Source organism: Citrobacter sp. ANG330 (assembly GCF_047467925.1).
GTDB classification, from domain to species: Bacteria; Pseudomonadota; Gammaproteobacteria; order Enterobacterales; family Enterobacteriaceae; genus Citrobacter_A; species Citrobacter_A amalonaticus_G.
Genome location: NZ_JASJUI010000001.1, coordinates 1,114,391 through 1,134,660 on the forward strand (window position 1 = coordinate 1,114,391; position 20,270 = coordinate 1,134,660).

At 55.0% G+C, this 20,270-nt stretch carries 17 protein-coding genes; 4 read left to right on the plus strand and 13 right to left on the minus strand.

All coding sequences use genetic code 11. From position 1 onward, the window contains the following. Nucleotides 1–140 precede the first annotated feature (140 nt). Nucleotides 141–1,463, minus strand: coding sequence for a transposase (locus QNN88_RS05500; protein ID WP_414239293.1), 1,323 nt, complete (start codon nucleotides 1,461–1,463; stop codon nucleotides 141–143). A gap of 58 nt (nucleotides 1,464–1,521) precedes the next feature. Between QNN88_RS05500 and QNN88_RS05505 the strand changes: the two genes are divergently transcribed. Then, the gene (locus tag QNN88_RS05505) at nucleotides 1,522–3,075 is read left to right on the plus strand and encodes a bifunctional metallophosphatase/5'-nucleotidase (protein ID WP_414239294.1); all 1,554 of its coding nucleotides are present in this window, start codon (nucleotides 1,522–1,524) and stop codon (nucleotides 3,073–3,075) included. A 63-nt stretch (nucleotides 3,076–3,138) separates the two neighbouring features. On the opposite strand, the gene purL is transcribed toward QNN88_RS05505, so the two are convergent. Beyond that, on the minus strand, nucleotides 3,139–7,026 hold the full coding sequence (gene purL / locus QNN88_RS05510) for a phosphoribosylformylglycinamidine synthase (protein WP_414239295.1): 3,888 nt from the start codon (nucleotides 7,024–7,026) through the stop codon (nucleotides 3,139–3,141). Between the two features lie 261 nt (nucleotides 7,027–7,287). Here purL and mltF point away from each other — a divergent pair, with 261 nt between their 5' ends. Next, nucleotides 7,288–8,838, plus strand: coding sequence for a membrane-bound lytic murein transglycosylase MltF (mltF, locus tag QNN88_RS05515; protein WP_414239296.1), 1,551 nt, complete (start codon nucleotides 7,288–7,290; stop codon nucleotides 8,836–8,838). Nucleotides 8,839–8,854: 16 nt separating this feature from the next. On the opposite strand, the gene tadA is transcribed toward mltF, so the two are convergent. The 4 genes from tadA to murQ are packed head-to-tail and all read right to left on the minus strand — an operon-like array spanning nucleotide 8,855 to nucleotide 12,327. Then, nucleotides 8,855–9,373, minus strand: a complete 519-nt coding sequence (tadA, locus tag QNN88_RS05520) for a tRNA adenosine(34) deaminase TadA (RefSeq protein WP_414239297.1) — start codon at nucleotides 9,371–9,373, stop codon at nucleotides 8,855–8,857. A gap of 43 nt (nucleotides 9,374–9,416) precedes the next feature. After that, entirely contained in the window at nucleotides 9,417–10,052 is a 636-nt protein-coding gene (gene yfhb, locus QNN88_RS05525) for a phosphatidylglycerophosphatase C (protein ID WP_414239298.1), read from the minus strand. Nucleotides 10,053–10,055: 3 nt separating this feature from the next. After that, entirely contained in the window at nucleotides 10,056–11,420 is a 1,365-nt protein-coding gene (locus tag QNN88_RS05530) for a PTS transporter subunit EIIC (RefSeq protein WP_414239299.1), read from the minus strand. Between the two features lie 13 nt (nucleotides 11,421–11,433). Further along, nucleotides 11,434–12,327, minus strand: a complete 894-nt coding sequence (gene murQ / locus QNN88_RS05535; protein WP_414239300.1) for an N-acetylmuramic acid 6-phosphate etherase — start codon at nucleotides 12,325–12,327, stop codon at nucleotides 11,434–11,436. A gap of 116 nt (nucleotides 12,328–12,443) precedes the next feature. On the opposite strand from murQ, the gene QNN88_RS05540 reads away from it, so the two are divergent. Together QNN88_RS05540 and QNN88_RS05545 are read left to right on the plus strand one after the other, a co-directional pair. Continuing rightward, a complete protein-coding gene (locus QNN88_RS05540; RefSeq protein ID WP_414239301.1) occupies nucleotides 12,444–13,292 on the plus strand; it encodes a MurR/RpiR family transcriptional regulator in 849 nt (282 codons plus the stop codon). A gap of 55 nt (nucleotides 13,293–13,347) precedes the next feature. Further along, nucleotides 13,348–13,608 carry a YfhL family 4Fe-4S dicluster ferredoxin gene (locus tag QNN88_RS05545; protein WP_042999785.1) on the plus strand — a complete coding sequence of 87 codons (261 nt, stop codon included), beginning with the start codon at nucleotides 13,348–13,350 and terminating at the stop codon, nucleotides 13,606–13,608. Here the strand turns inward: QNN88_RS05545 and acpS are convergent. The 7 genes from acpS to lepA form a co-directional block, all read right to left on the minus strand. After that, nucleotides 13,605–13,985, minus strand: a complete 381-nt coding sequence (gene acpS, locus QNN88_RS05550; protein ID WP_414239302.1) for a holo-ACP synthase — start codon at nucleotides 13,983–13,985, stop codon at nucleotides 13,605–13,607. The genes QNN88_RS05545 and acpS overlap by 4 nt on opposite strands. After that, the gene (gene pdxJ / locus QNN88_RS05555; protein ID WP_414239303.1) at nucleotides 13,985–14,716 is read right to left on the minus strand and encodes a pyridoxine 5'-phosphate synthase; all 732 of its coding nucleotides are present in this window, start codon (nucleotides 14,714–14,716) and stop codon (nucleotides 13,985–13,987) included. The genes acpS and pdxJ overlap by 1 nt, the downstream gene beginning before the upstream one ends. Nucleotides 14,717–14,732: 16 nt before the next feature. Continuing rightward, entirely contained in the window at nucleotides 14,733–15,443 is a 711-nt protein-coding gene (recO, locus tag QNN88_RS05560) for a DNA repair protein RecO (protein ID WP_414239356.1), read from the minus strand. A gap of 29 nt (nucleotides 15,444–15,472) precedes the next feature. Then, complete coding sequence (era, locus tag QNN88_RS05565; RefSeq protein WP_414239304.1) at nucleotides 15,473–16,378, minus strand: GTPase Era; 906 nt, start codon at nucleotides 16,376–16,378, stop codon at nucleotides 15,473–15,475. Beyond that, nucleotides 16,375–17,055 carry a ribonuclease III gene (gene rnc / locus QNN88_RS05570; protein ID WP_414239305.1) on the minus strand — a complete coding sequence of 227 codons (681 nt, stop codon included), beginning with the start codon at nucleotides 17,053–17,055 and terminating at the stop codon, nucleotides 16,375–16,377. The genes era and rnc overlap by 4 nt, the downstream gene beginning before the upstream one ends. A 273-nt stretch (nucleotides 17,056–17,328) precedes the next feature. After that, nucleotides 17,329–18,303, minus strand: coding sequence for a signal peptidase I (gene lepB, locus QNN88_RS05575; RefSeq protein WP_414239306.1), 975 nt, complete (start codon nucleotides 18,301–18,303; stop codon nucleotides 17,329–17,331). A gap of 16 nt (nucleotides 18,304–18,319) precedes the next feature. Next, a complete protein-coding gene (gene lepA / locus QNN88_RS05580) occupies nucleotides 18,320–20,119 on the minus strand; it encodes a translation elongation factor 4 (RefSeq protein ID WP_414239307.1) in 1,800 nt (599 codons plus the stop codon). Nucleotides 20,120–20,270 lie beyond the last annotated feature (151 nt).

Sequence of the window (20,270 nt, forward strand, 5' to 3'; positions counted from 1 at the left end):
GAACAATTTTCCACCAGACTGTCGCCAATAAGCAACACCCTAAGCGCAATGTATTTAGCTTTTTAAAAATCAATAAGTTAAATGTCTCTTTTTGGAGACACCTCTCAAGCCAGTCTGTCGCGAATTCCCGACAGACGCTATTACCGGCAGTGATTATAGAGATACGCCAGGCACACGATATGACGGCTCAGCACCTTCGCCCCTGACCCTGACCGGGCCGATGACCATGGATGCGCCTGCAGCCAGTGAAGAAAAGCGTCGCAAGCGTGCAGCGAGACCGGAGCAATATTTCCGGCCTGCTTTTGTCCGGTCAATGAGCAGACGAACTTGACTGCCCCACCGCCACTCCAGCGCTGCCAGACGTTGTTCCACCATCCAATGTTCCAGCGACCTGTAGCCTTGTAAACAGCGTCTGTAGTTGCCTGCTGGCTGAAATCCTCCAGCACAAACCACAAATTCGTCGCTCCACGCTGCACTTCCGCTGACCAGGCCGTAATCGCTGCCCCCCGCAGCACGCACTCGTGCGCCAGATAGTGATCGGTGATAGCCGGAAACCACCGTTTTAAACGCTGGAAATGACCGTGGATCGCAATAACCGGGCGAAGGATACACCCGCGATCGTTGCGCTTCAGCCGCGCACTGCCATAGAGAATTTCATCAAACTGACTGCGTTGCATAAACTGCATTTCCTGCTGGCGGAGCCGCTCCACTGAACACTCATGCGCCATTTGCGGCGCGGTGCTCGCCGAACCTTTATAAAGTAAAGAGTCGCCAACCGCTTCATCACTGTAATTAGTCGAGGCCAGGAGAAGACGACCGGAACAGGCATCAGCACTGATCACCACATACAACTGCTGTTCTGCCGCCTGCCCCTGGAATGGCATAGCCAGAACCGTCGTCGCAACGCGTTTTACCTCACTGGGGGCGTGATGGGGTTGACGCTCACACCAGTCAACCGCTTTTGCCAGCAGCCGATATTGCGTGGTTTCAGCCGCGTAATCACCCTGCTGAAGTCGCAAAAGAAACGGCTCGACGGTACGGGCAAAACGGGCCTTTGTCTGTTGGGGAGTGAAAACCGCCCGACAATGACGGCACTGGAATCGTCCATTGCCTGCCTGCGTTCGCCCATAGCGAATCACGTCGGAGGCAGAACAATGCGGACATTCCGCTCCACTTGCGCCCGGTTTATTTTTCGTTAACCGCGCAAACCAGTGGTTAAATTCACGCTCATTAAATAAAGGCGGCAGGCTGCCACATTTCTGGCATTCCAGCGCCGCATATCCCAGACGATAAACGGGATAAAGATAGTCAGCCGCTTCCGCAACGCCGAGATTGGGGCACGACCAACTTTTACAAACATTGAGATGTATTTTATCCGGGTTTTCCATTTCACTCGACCAACTGATTTCGTCAGTCGAATGACTCTGGCGGTTATTAAGATTAACTGTCGTGAGAAGCCTCACAAAATCCACGCAAGCAGAAACGACAATAGCACTCTCATTTTTGCTTTAAGGATAAATAATGAAAAAAAAACTGATTGCCACATTACTCGTCGCAGGATATGCGGGATATGCCTGCGCGCAGGATGTTACCGTCATCTATACCAATGATCTCCACGCCCACGTTGAACCGTATAAGCTGCCGTATATCGCTGAAGGTAAACGGGAGGTGGGCGGTTTTGCTAATATCTCCACCCTGGTTAAACAGGAAAAAGCGAAAAATAAGGCGACGTTTTATTTTGATGCTGGTGATTATTTTACCGGTCCATATATAAGCAGCCTGACTAAAGGAAAAGCAATTATCGATATTATGAATACGATGTCGGTGGATGCGGCCTCTGTCGGGAATCATGAATTTGACCATGGCTGGGATAATACGCTATTGCAATTCAGCCAGGCGACGTTCCCTATTTTATTGGGTAACATCTTTTTTAAGAACAGCACGCTGCCCTTCTGGAATAAACCGTACACCATTGTGGAAAAAGACGGCGTTAAAATCGGTGTCATCGGTTTGCACGGTGTGTTTGCCTTCGACGATACGGTGTCGTCAGCCATGCGCCAGGGAATTGAAGCGCGTGATGAAGTCCACTATCTGCAGCGTTATCTGGACGAGCTTCGCGGCAAAGTGGATATCACCGTCGCATTAATGCACGAAGGCACACCGGCGCGCCAGTCCAGCATCGGCAATACCGACGTCAGACGCGCGCTGGATAAGGATATTCAGACCGCAAAACAGGTCAAAGGACTCGATCTTCTCATTACCGGCCATGCGCATGTTGGCACGCCAGAACCAATTAAAGTGGGTAATACCCTCATCCTCTCGACCGACAGTGGCGGCATTGACATCGGTAAACTGGTGTTGGATGTCAACACAAAAACCCATCGTCACACGGTTAAAAGCTTTGAACTGAAAACAATTTATGCGGATGAGTGGAAACCCGATCCGGTTACGCAGCAGGTGATTGATGGCTGGAACAAAAAGCTCGCTGAAACCGTGAGCCAAAAAGTGGGTGAAACGCCGATTGCGCTGACCCGGGCCTATGGCGAGTCCTCATCGCTGGGTAACCTGTTTACCGATGCTATGCTGTTCGCCGCACCTGATGCGCAACTTGCGCTGACTAACTCTGGGGGACTGCGTGCCGATCTGAACCCCGGAACCCTCACGCTTGGCGATATTATTAGCGCCTTCCCGTTCCCTAATGAACTGACCGTGATGGATTTAACGGGTAAGTCATTGCGCAATCTGATGGAACACGGGGCGTCTTTGAGCAACGGCGTATTACAGATGTCGAAAGGCGCTGAAATGCGCTACGACCCGCGTAAACCGGTCGGTCAGCGCGTGACGACATTGACACTTAACGGCAAAAACATTGTCGATACGCAGACCTATCGCGTGGCGACCAACAGTTTCCTCGCGCCGGGCGGTGATGGGTTTATGGCGTTTACCGAGGGTAAAAATAAACAGGTCCGCGGCGGATATAACCTCTCCGATGCGGTGATTGATTATCTGAAAAAAGGCAACGTCATCAATCCTCAGCAAGTCAATGAAATGCGCGTACAGGAAATGAAGAACTAACGCCATGCGTTCAATAATAAAAAACCCGGTGTTTTTTCACCGGGTTTTTCTGTTTCAGAAGGCTTAGCCCAACTGCTTACGCGCGTTACGGAAGATACGCATCCACGGACCGTCCTCGCCCCAGTTTTCCGGGTGCCATGAGTTGCTGACGGTACGGTACACACGTTCCGGGTGCGGCATCATGATGGTTACGCGACCATTTTCGGTCGTGACTGCGGTAATCCCGTTGGGTGAACCGTTCGGGTTAGCCGGGTAGGTTTCCGTCACGTTGCCAAAGTTATCGACAAAGCGCAGTGCGACCAGTCCTTTGCTTTCCAGCGCCGCCAGATGGGCTGCGTCGCGAACTTCAACGCGCCCTTCCCCGTGCGAGACGGCAATAGGCATCATTGAGCCGACCATGCCCTGCAACAACAGAGACGGGCTCTGGGTCACTTCGACCAGGCTGAAGCGGGCTTCAAAGCGATCGGAATGGTTACGCACAAAGCGCGGCCACAGGTCACTGCCCGGGATCAGTTCACGCAGATTCGACATCATCTGGCAGCCGTTGCACACGCCCAGCGCCAGCGTTTGCGGACGATGGAAGAAGGTTTCGAACTCATCGCGCACGCGGTTGTTGAACAGGATTGATTTCGCCCATCCCTCTCCCGCGCCCAGTACGTCGCCGTATGAGAAGCCGCCGCAGGCCACCAGCGCCTGGAAGTTACCCAGGCCCGTGCGGCCGCCGAGCAGATCGCTCATGTGCACGTCAATCGCGTCAAAGCCTGCACGCTGGAACGCTGCGGCCATTTCTACGTGGGAGTTCACCCCTTGCTCACGCAGTACCGCCACTTTCGGACGCGCACCGGTCGCAATATACGGTGCGGCGATATCTTCATTAATATCAAAGGTCAGTTTCGCGCTAAGGCCCGGATCGGCATCGTTGGTTTTCGCATCATGCTCCTGATCGGCACACTCCGGGTTATCACGCAGGCGCTGCATCTGCCAGGTGGTTTCGGCCCACCAGATGCGAAGCGTCGTGCGGCTTTCACTGAAGACGGTCTGACCGTTGGCTTCGATAACAAAACGATCGCCCGTGACGGCCTGACCCAGATAATGTACGCAATCGCCCAGACCGTGTTGCGCCAGCAGTGCTTCCACCGCCTCGCGATCCGCTGCGCGAACCTGAATCACCGCCCCAAGTTCTTCGTTAAACAGCGCCGCCAGACGATCGTCGCCCAGTGCGGCGATGTCCGCCTGAATACCGCAGTGACCGGTGAAGGCCATTTCCGCCAGCGTCACCAGCAGGCCGCCATCGGAACGGTCGTGATAAGCAAGCAGTTTACGTTGCGCCACCAGCGCCTGCATCGCGTCGTAGAAGCCTTTCAGTTGCGCGACGTCACGCACATCTGCCGGTGTATCGCCAAGCTGACGGTACACCTGCGCCAGCGCCGTCGCACCCAGCGCGTTATGTCCACAGCCCAGGTCGATCAGCAGCAGCGCGTTATCTTCAGTAGAAAGCTGCGGCGTAATGGTATGACGCACATCTTCCACGCGGGCAAAAGCGGAAATCACCAGCGACAGCGGCGAGGTCATTTCGCGCTGTTCATTGCCTTCCTGCCAGCGGGTTTTCATCGACATTGAGTCTTTACCCACCGGAATGGTCAGCCCCAGCGCCGGACAGAGTTCTTCACCGACCGCTTTCACCGCTTCGTATAAACCGGCATCTTCGCCCGGGTGACCGGCTGCGGCCATCCAGTTGGCGGAAAGCTTAATGCGTTTGATATCGCCAATCTGCGTGGCGGCGATGTTAGTCAGCGCTTCCCCGACCGCCAGACGGGCAGAAGCGGAGAAGTCGAGCAGCGCCACGGGGGCACGTTCACCGATTGACATCGCTTCACCATAGTAGCTGTCAAGGCTGGCAGTGGTCACCGCGCAGTTCGCCACCGGCACCTGCCACGGGCCAACCATCTGATCGCGGGACACCATCCCGGTGACGGTACGGTCGCCAATGGTCACCAGGAAGGTTTTTTCCGCCACCGCCGGCAAATGCAGAACGCGTTTAACGGCATCCGCAATGGTGATGTCCGCACGGTTTAGCGCATCGCCTTTCGCCTTCAGCGTCTGAACGTCACGAGTCATCTTCGGCGTCTTGCCGAGCAGTACGTCAAGCGGCAGGTCAATAGGCTGATTGTCGAAATGACGGTCGTGTAGCGACAGATGCTGTTCTTCGGTTGCTTCGCCAATCACCGCATACGGCGCGCGCTCGCGCTTACACAGCTCGTCAAACAGCGGCAGTTGGTCCGCCGCCACGGCCAGCACATAACGTTCCTGAGACTCGTTACACCAGATCTCCAGCGGGCTCATACCCGGCTCATCGCTGAGGATGTCACGCAGTTCGAATTTACCACCGCGTCCGCCGTCGCTGACCAGTTCAGGCATCGCGTTTGACAGACCGCCCGCGCCAACGTCGTGAATAAACAGGATTGGGTTCGCTTCCCCCAACTGCCAGCAGCGGTCGATCACTTCCTGACAGCGGCGTTCCATCTCCGGGTTATCACGCTGTACGGAAGCGAAGTCGAGATCCGCATCAGACTGACCGGAGGCCATAGACGAGGCCGCGCCGCCGCCCAGACCGATGTTCATTGCCGGGCCGCCGAGAACAATCAGCTTCGCCCCGACGACGATCTCGCCTTTCTGCACGTGATCGGCCCGGATATTCCCGATCCCGCCCGCCAGCATAATCGGCTTGTGGTAGCCGCGAAGCTCTTCACCATTGTGACTGTTCACTTTTTCTTCGTAAGTACGGAAATAGCCGTTCAGCGCCGGGCGACCAAATTCGTTGTTAAACGCCGCACCGCCCAGCGGGCCTTCAGTCATGATATCCAGCGCGGTCACAATACGCTCCGGCTTGCCGAAGTCTTCTTCCCACGGCTGCTCAAAGCCCGGAATACGCAGGTTAGAGACGGAGAAGCCCACCAGACCCGCTTTTGGCTTCGCGCCGCGTCCGGTTGCCCCTTCATCACGGATTTCACCGCCGGAACCGGTCGCCGCGCCCGGCCACGGCGAGATCGCCGTCGGGTGGTTATGGGTTTCCACCTTCATCAGGATGTGCGCTGGCTCCTGGTGGAAATCGTAGCGCCCGCTTGCGTGGTCAGCATAGTAACGGCCGACTTCGGACCCTTCCATGACCGCCGCGTTATCCTTATAAGCAGAAAGGACGTGGTCCGGGGTGGCTTCAAAGGTGTTTTTGATCATTTTGAACAGCGACTTCGGCTGTTGCTTACCGTCAATCACCCAGTCGGCGTTGAAAATCTTGTGGCGGCAATGCTCAGAGTTCGCCTGCGCAAACATGTAGAGCTCGATGTCATTCGGGTTGCGCCCCAGACGGGTAAACGCATCCTGCAGGTAATCAATTTCGTCGTCCGCCAGCGCCAGACCGAGACGCAGGTTAGCGTCCATCAGCGCCTGACGGCCTTCACCCAGCAGGTCAACGCTTGCAACCGGCGCTGGCTGATGGTGAGCAAACAGTTTTTCCGCGTCGGTTAAAGAAGAGAACACCGTCTCCATCATGCGATCATGCAGTTCGGCAGCAACCTGCTGCCACTGTTCAGCGGTCAGCGTGGCGGCTTCAACATAGTAAGCGACGCCACGTTCCAGGCGATCAATCTGTTGCAGACCGCAGTTATGGGCGATATCTGTCGCTTTGGAAGACCAGGGGGAGATGGTGCCGGGGCGCGGCGTCACCAACAGCAGTTTCCCTTCCGGGGTATGACTGCTCAGGCTGGGGCCGTATTTCAGCAGACGGGCAAGCTGCGCGTGCTCATCCTCGTTCAACGGAGCGTTCAGGTCAGCGAAATGGACGTACTCGGCGTAAATATTGCTTACCTGGAGGTTGGCAGCCTGAAAACGTGCCAGCAGTTTGTTAATACGGAATGCGGACAGTGCAGGCGAACCACGCAGAATTTCCATCATAAGTCTCTCGTCTTCTAAGCTAAGCTTTCGGTGTGCCCAAGTGGGGAAACGGGCGTCATTATAAAGAATCTATGCCGCCGACGAAACCGTTTGCGTCGAAATAAAATCCGCCGTCGTTCTTGTCATACGATGCTGCCAATGGCTGTAATTAGTTGCCAACTGGCGCAAGTTTAAGCAAAATGCCGCTCATTGATGAATATTCCTGGTCTATCTATTCCTTTTCCCATCCTGAGGCAACGCACGGTTCAGAGAATTAACTAATTGAAAAAATTAAAGATTAATTATCTGTTCATCGGCATACTGACGCTGCTGCTGGCGGCGGCCCTCTGGCCCTCAATCCCCTGGTTCGGTAAAGCCGATAATCGTATCGCCGCGATCCAGTCGCGGGGAGAGTTGCGTGTGAGCACCATTGAGTCGCCGCTCACCTGGGCAAAACTCGACGGCAAGCCGTACGGGCTCGATTATGAGCTGGCACAGCAGTTCGCCAGCTATCTGGGCGTAAAGCTAAAAGTGACCGTACGCCAGAATATCAGTCAGTTGTTTGACGACCTGGATAATGGCAACGCCGATCTGCTGGCTGCCGGGCTGGTCTACAACAGCGAGCGGGTAAAAAACTATCAGCCGGGGCCGACCTACTATTCTGTCTCCCAGCAACTGGTCTACAAAGTGGGTCAGTACCGCCCCCGTACATTGGGTAGCGTGACGGAAAGCCAGCTTACCATCACGCCCGGGCATGTGGTGGCAAACGATCTGCAAACCCTGAAAGAGACAAAATACCCCGATCTGAGCTGGCGCATTGACGAGAAGAAAGGCTCTACTGAACTGCTTGACGCCGTGATTGCCGGTCAACTGGATTACACTATCGCCGATTCTGTCGCCATTAGCCTTTATCAACGCGTTCATCCGGAACTGGCGGTGGCGCTGGACGTTACAGACGAGCAGCCGGTCACCTGGTTCAGTGTGCTGGATGACGACAACACGCTGTCCGCCGCCCTGCTCGATTTCTTCAACGGCATGAATGAGGACGGTTCGCTGGCGCGTCTTGAAGAAAAGTATCTGGGACACGGCGATGATTTTGACTATGTCGATACCCGCACCTTTCTGCGCGCGGTTGACGCCATGCTCCCCGATTTAAAACCGCTGTTTGAAAAGCACGCCCAGGAAATTGACTGGCAGTTGCTTGCCGCGATCGCCTGGCAGGAATCACACTGGGATCCGCAGGCCACTTCACCGACCGGCGTGCGCGGCATGATGATGCTCACCAAAAACACGGCACAGAGTCTGGGTCTGACCGACAGGACCGATCCTGAGCAGAGCCTCAGCGGTGGGGCGCGCTATTTACAGGATATGATGAGTAAAGTGCCAGACACGGTGCCAGAGAACGAGCGCATCTGGTTTGCGCTGGCGGCCTATAACATGGGTTATGCGCATATGCTTGATGCGCGGGCGCTGACGGCCAAAACGAAGGGAAACCCGGACAGTTGGGCGGACGTCAAACAGCGCCTGCCGTTGCTCAGTCAAAAACAGTATTACAGCAAGCTGACCTACGGCTATGCGCGCGGACATGAAGCCTACGCCTACGTTGAGAACATCCGTAAATATCAGATAAGTCTGCAGGGCTATTTGCAGGAGAAAGAAAAGCAACTGGCTGAAGAGATGAAACTGGCGCAAGAGTATCCGGTCGTCTCGCCAACGGAATTTGGCAAACAGCGACGACCGCTCTCCGCCTTCCTGTCGCAATCGTCGTCTGGCTATCTGACGCACTCTCCATCACTGCTGCGTTTACCGCAGAAGAAAGAAGAGAAACAGTAAGCTGAGGCCGCAATGATTACTGGCTTGCGGCTTTCTTCAACGCTTTGATCTCCTGGCGGCGCATGCGAAAGAAATCGCTGAGCAGCGTTGCACACTCTTCACGCAGGATCCCCTCAGTGACCTCAACGCGATGATTCATTCCCGGATGATGCAGAACATCCATCAGCGAGCCAGCGGCGCCGGTTTTTGCATCGCGCGCGCCGAACACCACGCGGCTGATACGGCTGTGCACCATCGCGCCAGCGCACATGACGCATGGCTCAAGGGTCACGTACAGCGTGGCATCAATCAGCCGATAGTTTTGCAGGACGAGGCCGCCCTGACGCAGCGCCATGATCTCCGCGTGCGCGGTCGGATCGTGATGGCCAATCGGGCGGTTCCAGCCTTCGCCGATCACGCGATTGTTGTGTACTAATACAGCGCCGACCGGAACTTCACGCTCATCCCAGGCGCGCTTCGCCAGCGTTAATGCATGGCGCATCCAGTATTCGTGGCTAAATTCAATATCTGACAAAGGGAGAACTCCGGTAATCATCGCGGGCGCATTATACAGGGTCGCTATACCCTTCGTCTTTCAACTATTCCAGTTGCTGAAGTTCTCCGCGAGGTGTGACGCGCCAACGGTGCTGGCAAAAATAGAGCAGCGGGTTGTCCTGATTGCTGTCGCTGTAGCCGCTGTAAAGGCGCAGCGGCGTACCGATTTTACGCTCCAGTTGTGCCACTTTTTCATGACCCAGGCAACGTAGAGTCAGCACCCAACCGCCGTAACCCCGTTCCATCTGGCTGGCGATCAAATTCACCCGCGGCAGCCAGGGCGTATCAAAATAGACCTGTTGCACCAGCGACTGCGGCGAACCGGTAATGAGCCAGATATCCGCATCAGAACTTAATAAATAGGTGGTCAACCGCTCCTGTACCTGTGGAAACGCCGTGACGTTCTGCCGGAACCAACGGACGAAATCAGCCTGCTTTGCCTGCAGGCTGGCCTCGCTATGACCAAAGGTACAGCCCCACAGCAGCAGACTCATCGGCCAGCGCGCGGCGCGTCCTTTGATCAGTAACGCGCCAACAATCACCGGCAATAAAGGCAGCACGAGCAGCGCATTCAGCGGCTGGCGACGCAACAGATAGCGCAGGAAACTGCCGAACATATCCTGCTGATGTAACGTACCGTCCAGATCAAAAAATACGACACGGCGTGCGTGATTGGTCAAACCTTACTCCTCTGGATCGTTGAACCCTAACAGCCAGGTAAAGAAGAACCCGGCAATAACCGCTACTACATAGCCTAACAGATAGAACATCACTTTTCCGGCAACAATCGTTAGCGCCAGCGGTAATCCAGAAATACCGAACGTAATGACCGTAGCAACTTTCCAGTAGCTAATCAGCGCCCCACCTACCGCGCCGCCCAGACAGGCGCCAATAAACGGCTTGCCCAGCGGCAACGTAACGCCAAAAATCAGCGGTTCGCCGATCCCGAGCAATCCCACCGGCAATGCACCTTTAATCACTTTTTTCAGCCGCGCGTTACGGGTTTTCATCAGCACCGCAATCGCTGCGCCCACCTGCCCGACGCCCGCCATCGCCAGAATGGGAAAGAGCGCGTTGTAACCGTGTGCCTGTACCAGTTCGACATGAATCGGCACCAGCCCCTGATGCAGCCCCGTCAGCACCAGCGGCAGGAAGGTTCCCGCCAGGACCGCGCCGACCAGAAAGCCGCCGCGATCGATAGCCCAGGACGCGCCGTGAGCAATAGACTCCGAAATCCAGCCCCCCAGTGGTTGCAGCGCCACAATCGCAATCGTACCGGTAATGATGGTCGTCAGTAGAGGATTGAGGATAAGCTCCAGCGAACCGGGTAACACTTCGCGGAATTTACGCTCGATCCAGCACATCAGCGCCACCACCAGCAGCACGGCAATCACCCCGCCACGGCCTGGCTGGAGCGCTTCGCCAAACAGAGTAATTTGCGCCAGTTGCGGACTCGACAGGATACCGGCCATTACGCCGCCCATCGCCAGCGATCCGCCGAAGACTTTAGCAGTGTTGACCCCCACCAGAATGTTCATGATGGCAAAGACCGCACTGCCGAAGATCCCCATCAACCCCAGCATATTGGGGTAATGGGTCGCAAAATCGCCCACAATATCCGGACGCTTGAGGATGTTGATAATACCGGTGATCAAACCGGAGGCAATAAACGCCGGGATCAGGGGAATGAAAACGTTCGCCAGCTTGCGCAGCGCATCACTCATCGGGGCTTTGTACTTTGCTTTCGCCTGCGATTTTGTGCGTTCAATATCATCGCCTGCCGGTGATTCTCCCTCCTGAGCCAGTTGCAAACGCATGGCATCAACGACCTTTGCCGCCTTGCCAGGCCCGACAATCAGTTGATGCTGTGCGCCCTGCTTCACGTAACCGCTGACGCCGGGGAGCTGTTTCAGACGCGGAATATCCAGCAGCGTATCGTCTTTTACTTCCACCCTGACGCGTGTCATGCAATTTTCCAGACGCAGAATATTGTGCTCTCCACCTATCCCCAGCAGTATCTCGCTGGCAAGGGCCGCCGTCTTATCCATCGCTACCTCTCGGTTAGTCTGCTAATGCCGCCCGTAAAAATCCATTATGCGCAGCCAGCTTTGCACGCGCCGCTTTTGCACTGAGCCCCGTCAGCGCCATTAAAATTGCCGGTTTCACATCAAAGTCGGTCTGCTTCAGCAGGGTTTCCGCCTCCGTGCGCGCAATGCCTGTGGCTTCAACCACCATTCGGCACGCGCGGTCCATCAGTTTTACATTAGTGGCTTTCATATCCACCATCAGGTTCTGATAGACCTTGCCAAACTTCACCATCGCTCCGGTGGAGATCATATTAAGCACCAGCTTTTGCGCGGTGCCGGATTTCAGGCGCGTGGAGCCGGTCAAGGCTTCCGGCCCGACAACCGGTGAAATCGCAATCTCCGCTTCCTGTGCAATGGGCGAATCCGGATTACAGGAAATCGCGACCGTAGTACAGCCCGTTCGGCGGGCATATTTCAGCCCACCTATCACATACGGCGTACGCCCTGAAGCCGCCAGCCCAACCACCAGATCCTGCGGTTTGAGATTCAGCGCTATCAGATCGTCTTCACCAAGCCGGGCGTTATCTTCTGCTCCTTCAACCGCTTTCAGCAACGCGCCCGGACCGCCGGCAATCAGCCCTACCACCAGCCCGTGGGGAACGCCAAACGTCGGCGGGCATTCAGACGCGTCCAGTACGCCAAGTCGTCCGCTGGTCCCGGCCCCCATGTAGATAATTCGTCCACCTAATTTTAACGCTTCAGCCGCCGCATCGACGGCCCTCGCAACTTCGGGTAATGTTGCTTTTACTGCTTCCGCTACCAGCGTATCCTGTTGATTAAAACGGTGAACCAGCTCCAGCGTCGACAGCGCATCGAGGTCCATCGTCAGTGGATTACGGGTTTCTGACACTAATGCGCCAAGATTCATGTTTGCTCCTCAGGAATTTTTAATTCATATTAGACAGCAATAATGGAATATAATATTCGTACAGGCGAGTGAAATTTCATTTTGTCGCCGCCATCACGTTTTCGTCAGGAGAGACCATGAACTGTTTGATTCGCATCCGCCAGCGCTACCCGGGGTTTGCGCAGAGCGATAAAAAACTCGCGGACTATCTTCTGATACAACCCGATGCAGCCCGGCACCTTAGCTCTCAGCAACTGGCCGCCGAAGCAGGCGTCAGCCAGTCAAGCGTGGTGAAGTTCGCGCAAAAACTCGGCTATAAAGGATTCCCGGCGTTGAAACTGGCGATCAGCGAAGCCCTGGTCAGCAATCCGAATCCGCATTCAGTGCCGGTGCATAACCAGATCCGTGGCGACGATCCCCTGCGTCTGGTCGGCGAGAAACTGATCAAAGAAAATGTGGCGGCGATGCATGCCACGCTGGATGTTAACGCTGAAGAGAAGCTGAGCGAAAGCGTGACGATGCTGCGTAACGCCCGTCGGATCGTGTTAACCGGGATTGGCGCCTCCGGCCTGGTGGCGCAAAATTTTGCCTGGAAGCTGATGAAGATTGGCCTGAATGCAGTGGTTGAACGCGATATGCATGCGCTGCTGGCCACGGTCCAGGCGCTGACGCCGGACGATCTGCTGCTGGCTATCTCTTATAGCGGCGAACGTCGGGAGCTGAATCTGGCAGCAGAAGAAATGCTGCGCGTTGGCGGACAGATCCTGGCGATCACCGGATTCACCCCCAATGGGCTACAGCAGCGTGCCAGCCACTGTCTGTACACCATAGCGGAAGAGCAGGCTACTCGCAGTGCGGCGATCTCCTCAACCCATGCGCAAATGATGCTCACCGATCTGCTTTTTATGGCGCTGGTCCAGCAGGATCTGGAGCATGCCCCAGAGCGTATTCGCCACAGCGAAGCGCTGGTAAAAAAACTGGTCTGAGCAAAGAATGCGCGTATAATGCCCGCCCGGTTTGTGTTGTTTTGAGAGTTTCCTGATGGCCCTGTTAATCACCAAAAAGTGCATCAATTGCGATATGTGCGAACCCGAATGCCCGAATGAGGCCATTTCGATGGGTGACAGCATCTATGAGATTAACAGCGACAAATGCACCGAGTGCGTCGGTCATTACGACACGCCCACCTGCCAGAAGGTGTGCCCGATCCCCAATACAATCCTGAAAGATCCGGCACATGTCGAAACAGAAGAACAGCTGTGGGACAAATTTGTCCAGATGCACCACGCCGATAAAATCTAACTTTCGATAATCACCGTGGCGCAGGCATAATGACGTTCATCGGCCAGGGTCACGTGCATATGTGCCACACCCAGCTTCTCCGCCAGCGCTAACGCCTCCCCCCATAACCGCAAGCGCGGTTTCCCGAGATCGTCGTTAAACACTTCAAACTGATTAAACGCCAGCCCGTTACGAATACCCGTACCAAACGCTTTCGCGGCAGCCTCTTTGACAGCAAAGCGTTTCGCCAGGAAACGTACCGGCTGCTGATGCGTTTCCCAGATGGCCCACTCGTTATCGCTGAGCACCCGTCTGGCAAGTCGGTCACCAGAACGAGAGATCACCGCTTCGATGCGGGCGATCTCCACGATATCGGTGCCTAAGCCGAGAATAGCCATTAGCCGCGCGCTTCCAGCATCAGACGCTTCATTTCCGCAACGGCGTCTTTCAACCCGCTCATCACCGCGCGCCCAATAATTGCATGGCCGATGTTCAATTCGTGCATTTCCGGTAGTGCGGCGATAGCTTTAACGTTGTGGTAGGTCAGACCGTGCCCGGCGTTGACCTTCAGACCGAGACTGGTCGCAAAGGTCGCCGCTTTGGCGATACGTGCCAGCTCCTGCGCCTGTTCCGCATCGGTTTTCGCATCGGCATAGCAGCCGGTATGAATTTCAATATACGGCGCGCCGACGTCAGCCGCCGCCTTGATTTGCGCGTCATCGGCGTCAATGAACAGCGACACGAGGATCCCTGCGTCTGCCAGGCGTTTACAGGCATCACGCATTTTGTCGCGCTGCCCTGCCACATCCAGACCGCCTTCAGTGGTCACTTCCTGACGCTTTTCCGGCACCAGGCAGCAGAAATGTGGTTGGGTTTCCACGGCAATTGCCAGCATCTCTTCCGTCACCGCCATTTCCAGATTCATCCGCGTATCCAGCGTCTGGCGCAGAATACGGACATCACGGTCGGTGATGTGGCGACGATCTTCACGTAAATGAACGGTGATGCCGTCGGCGCCAGCCTGCTCGGCGATAAACGCCGCCTGGACCGGATCCGGATACGCGGTGCCGCGTGCATTACGCAGTGTGGCAATGTGGTCAATGTTGACGCCTAACAGTAATTCAGCCATGACAATCCTCGTGATTTTATGTTCGCTTCGGCATGAACTGCCGAAATAATTCGCGGCTCTTTAAGGGCTTACCACCAAGATACGGCTTCAGCGCTATGCGGGTAAAGCGTTTCGCCGCACGAAGCGTATCGATATCCGGAAATTCGCGTTCTGCCAGCGCACGCAGATGGCGACCGGTAAAGGTGTTGTTGTCGATGACGACGCTGGCGATAAAGCCTTTTTCTTCGCGGTAGCGGTAGGTCATGGTGTCTTCCACCGGCTCTCCGCTACCTGCACAGTGCAGGAAATCAACCCCGTAACCGAGATGAGCGAGAAGCGCCAGTTCAAAACGGCGCAGCACAGGCTCCGGCGTTCCCGTAGCCCCCGCCAGTGCCTGAATGCAGTGCAGGTAATCGAAGAAGAGTTCAGAAAAACGAGTTTCGTGCTCCAGCACGCGGGCGAGCAGTTCATTGACGTACAAACCGCTGTATAACGTGATACCGCTCAGAGGGAGCGCCAGTGAAACGGCTTCCGCGCTACGCAGCGTTTTGACGTCGCCACGTCCGCCAAAGCGCACTAACAGAGGAGTAAAAGGCTGGAGCGCGCCCTTCAGATTCGAACGTTTAGAACGTGCGCCTTTGGCAACAAGGCGCACACGACCCGACTCTTCCGTAAAGACGTCCAGCATCAGGCTGGTTTCGCTCCAGGGACGACTATGCAGGACAAATGCGCGCTGCCAGCCTTCCATCATACTCGTCGCCTGTTCAGAGCACGGGTTTAGAGATCGTCGCCGTAACCGAGACTGCGCAGCGCGCGTTCGTCATCGGCCCAGCCGGATTTCACCTTCACCCACAGCTCAAGGTGAACCGGGGCTTCAAACATTTCCTGCATGTCTTTTCGCGCTTCAATACCGATGGTCTTAATTTTGGCCCCTTTGTTGCCAATAACCATTTTCTTCTGCCCTTCGCGCTCAACGAGGATCAGCCCGTTGATATCGTAGCCGCCGCGCTCGTTTGTCACGAAGCGTTCGATTTCTACGGTCACCGAGTACGGTAGTTCAGCGCCCAGGAAACGCATCAACTTTTCACGGATGATTTCGGAAGCCATAAAGCGCTGTGAACGGTCTGTAATGTAATCTTCCGGGAAGTGATGCACGGCTTCCGGCAGATGCTTACGCACGATACCCGCGATGGTATCAACATTCATTCCGGTTTCCGCTGAGAGCGGCACGATGTCGAGGAAGTTCATCTGGCTTGCCAGGAACTGCAGGTGCGGCAGCAGATCGGCTTTTTCCTGCACGTTGTCCACTTTGTTGACGGCCAGAATCACCGGTGCTTTACCTTCGCGCAGCTTGTTAAGCACCATTTCGTCGTCCGGCGTCCAGCGGGTGCCTTCCACCACAAAGATCACCAGTTCAACATCGCCAATGGAGCTGCTGGCCGCTTTGTTCATCAGGCGGTTAATCGCGCGCTTTTCTTCCATGTGCAGACCCGGAGTATCGACGTAAATCGCCTGATAAGCCCCTTCGGTATGGATCCCGAGAATACGGTGACGTGTGGTCTGCGCTTTACGGGAGGTGATCGAAACCTTCTGCCCGAGCAGGTTGTTCAACAGCGTTGATTTGCCAACGTTCGGGCGACCGACGATAGCAATAAATCCGCAATAGGTTTTATCAATGCTCATTCCAGCTCCAGTTTTTTTAACGCCTGTTCGGCGGCAGCCTGTTCCGCCTTGCGACGGCTCGAACCTGTGCCTACCACCGGTTCACTCAGGCCGCTAACCTGGCAGTGGATAGTAAATTCCTGATCGTGCGCTTCACCACGCACCTGCACCACCAGATAAGACGGCAGCGGCAGATGACGACCCTGCAGATATTCCTGCAAACGCGTTTTCGGATCTTTTTGCTTATCGCCCGGACTGATTTCATCCAGACGCGTCTGATACCAGTTGAGGATCAGCTTTTCAACGGTCTGAATATCGCTGTCGAGGAAAACCCCACCAATCAGCGCTTCGACGGTATCAGCCAGGATGGATTCACGACGGAATCCGCCGCTTTTCAGTTCGCCCGGACCTAAGCGAAGACATTCGCCCAGATCGAACTCACGGGCTAATTCCGCAAGCGTATTTCCGCGCACCAGCGTCGCGCGCATACGGCTCATATCCCCCTCATCCACCCGGGGGAAACGATGATATAGCGCATTTGCAATCACAAAACTTAAAATTGAGTCGCCAAGAAACTCTAAACGCTCGTTATGTTTGCTGCTGGCACTGCGGTGAGTTAATGCCTGCTGCAACAACTCATGGTGAGTAAAAGTGTAGCCCAGCTTCCGTTGAAGCCGATTAATTACGATGGGGTTCATGCGATACCAATAAATAAATGCGTCAACAATTCAGCACACGAAACAGACCTGATATATGTAGCATTCTTCCGGCCGCGTTAAGCAGCTTATGTACGCTCATATAGGGGGACCAACGCTGTTTCGTGTGCCGTGGCGACCTGGAGGCGCCAACCTGAAACTTCGGGGGAATATTCTATACACAACGACGAGGGATGTCGTTAGCCTGGGCAGATTTATCGAAGAAATAATTCACGTTGCCGTCATTAAGACGACAACGTGAACGATTCGCGGCGATTAGTGAATGCCACCAATGCGGCTTAAACGTACGCCAGTCGGCCATTCGCCTTCTTGTTTGTCGAAACTCATCCAGATGGCAGTGGCTTTACCCACCAGATTCGCTTCCGGGACAAAACCCCAATAACGGCTGTCTGCACTGTTATCGCGGTTGTCGCCCATCATGAAGTACTGGCCAGGCGGCACAATCCAGGTCGCCAGTGGCTGTCCTGGCTGCTGGTAATACATCCCCACCTGATCCTGAGCAATCGGTACGGTCAGAAGACGGTGCGTTACGTCGCCCAGCGTTTCTTTACGCTCGGACAGACGAATACCGTTCTCTTTCGTTTCGCTCAACGGGATCTCGAAGAAACCACTGGTGGCCTCACCACCATTACGACGTGCAAAAGTCTGCACAAAATCGCTCGGCTGAACGTCGCTGTAGGTGACCGGTAACGCGTTTTCACAGGCCTGACCCGAACGACAGCCTGGTTGAATGGTCACTTCTTTCGCTACCGGGTCATAGGTCACTTTATCACCCGGTAAACCGACTGCCCGCTTGATGTAGTCCAGGCGTGGGTCTTCCGGGTATTTAAAGACCACGATATCGCCACGTTTGGGATGACCCGTTTCGATCAGGGTTTTCTGATAAATCGGATCTTTAATACCGTAGGCAAATTTCTCCACCAGGATAAAGTCACCGATCAGCAGCGTCGGCATCATCGAACCCGACGGGATCTGGAAAGGTTCATAGATAAACGAACGCACAACCAGCACGATAGCCAGCACCGGGAAAACCGAAGCGCCGGTTTCCAGCCAGCCAGGCTTCGGCGAGACTTTTTTCAGCGTTGCTTTATCCAGAGCATCGCCAGCAGCAGCCTGCGCTGCCGCCTGACGCTCCCGGCGTTTTGGCGCGAAGATAAATTTATCCACGCACCATAAAATGCCCGTGACCAATGTGGCAATCACCAGAATCAGGGCAAACATATTCGCCATGCCAACTCCTTAAGGATTATTTGCTGTCTTTGCCGACATGCAGAATGGCGAGGAACGCTTCCTGAGGCAGCTCAACGTTACCGATCTGCTTCATACGTTTCTTACCTTCTTTCTGCTTCTGCAGCAGCTTTTTCTTACGGCTGATATCACCGCCATAGCATTTTGCCAGAACGTTTTTACGCAACTGTTTCACGGTCGAACGCGCAATGATATGCGTCCCGATCGCCGCCTGGATCGCGATATCGAACTGCTGACGTGGGATCAGATCTTTCATCTTCTCCACCAGCTCACGACCCCGGCTCTGCGAGTTATCACGGTGAGTGATCAGCGCCAGCGCATCGACACGTTCGTTGTTGATCAAGACATCAACACGCACCATGTCGGAGGCCTGGAAGCGTTTAAAGTTGTAATCCAGCGACGCATAGCCACGCGAGGTGGATTTCAGGCGGTCGAAGAAGTCGAGTACTACTTCAGCCATCGGGATTTCATACGTTAGCGCCACCTGGTTACCGTGGTAAACCATGTTGGTCTGCACGCCGCGCTTCTCAACACACAGGGTAATCACGTTACCGAGGTATGCCTGAGGCAACAGCATGTGACATTCTGCGATCGGCTCGCGCAGCTCATAGATATTATTCAGCGGTGGCAGTTTGGACGGACTGTCAACGTAAATAATTTCTTTCGCCGTCGTTTCAACTTCATACACTACCGTAGGCGCTGTGGTGATCAGGTCGAGATCGTATTCACGCTCCAGACGTTCCTGAATGATCTCCATATGCAGCAAACCAAGGAAGCCACAGCGGAAGCCGAAGCCCAGCGCGGTAGAACTTTCCGGCTCATAGAACAGAGAGGCGTCGTTGAGGCTCAGTTTGCCGAGCGCGTCGCGGAAGTTCTCGTAATCATCAGAACTCACCGGGAACAGACCGGCATAAACCTGTGGTTTCACCTTTTTGAAGCCTGGCAGCGCTTTTTCTGCCGGGTTACGCGCCTGGGTCAGGGTATCGCCAACCGGAGCACCGAGGATGTCTTTAATGGCGCACACCAGCCAGCCTACCTCGCCACATTTCAGCTCAGTACGGTCAACCTGTTTAGGCGTGAAGATCCCCAGACGGTCAGCGTTATAGGTCTGACCGGTGCTCATCACTTTAATTTTGTCGCCTTTACGCAGAGTGCCATTTTTAATACGCACCAGCGAGACAACGCCGAGATAGTTATCGAACCAGGAGTCGATGATCAGCGCCTGCAATGGGCCATCTGGATCACCTTCCGGTGGTGGAATATCACGTACGAGACGTTCCAGAACGTCGGTCACGCCCACGCCGGTTTTCGCCGAGCAGCGCACGGCATCGGTCGCATCAATACCGACGATATCTTCAATCTCTTCGGCAACACGCTCGGGATCGGCGGCTGGCAGGTCAATTTTGTTGAGGACCGGCACCACTTCGAGATCCATTTCCATCGCGGTGTAGCAGTTTGCCAGGGTTTGCGCTTCTACGCCCTGCCCGGCATCCACTACCAGCAACGCGCCTTCGCAGGCGGCAAGCGAACGGGAAACTTCATAGGAGAAGTCAACGTGGCCTGGGGTGTCGATGAAGTTAAGCTGGTATGTTTCACCATCAGCGGCTTTGAAATCGAGCGTGACGCTCTGCGCTTTGATAGTAATACCGCGCTCACGCTCAAGATCCATCGAATCGAGAACCTGCGCTTCCATTTCACGGTCAGACAGGCCACCGCAGATCTGGATAATACGGTCAGACAGCGTCGATTTACCGTGGTCGATGTGAGCAATGATCGAAAAGTTACGTATGTTCTTCATATAGTGTAATTATTGTGCCTTACGCCTGGTTGGACAGGCTTTGAGAAGTCGCTGTTCTGAGCTTAACGTCTGTTTAACTGAAACGCCGCATTCTACACTACAACGCTGAGGCGAGGAAATGTTCATAGAGTCAGGATTGCGGGAACTGGAA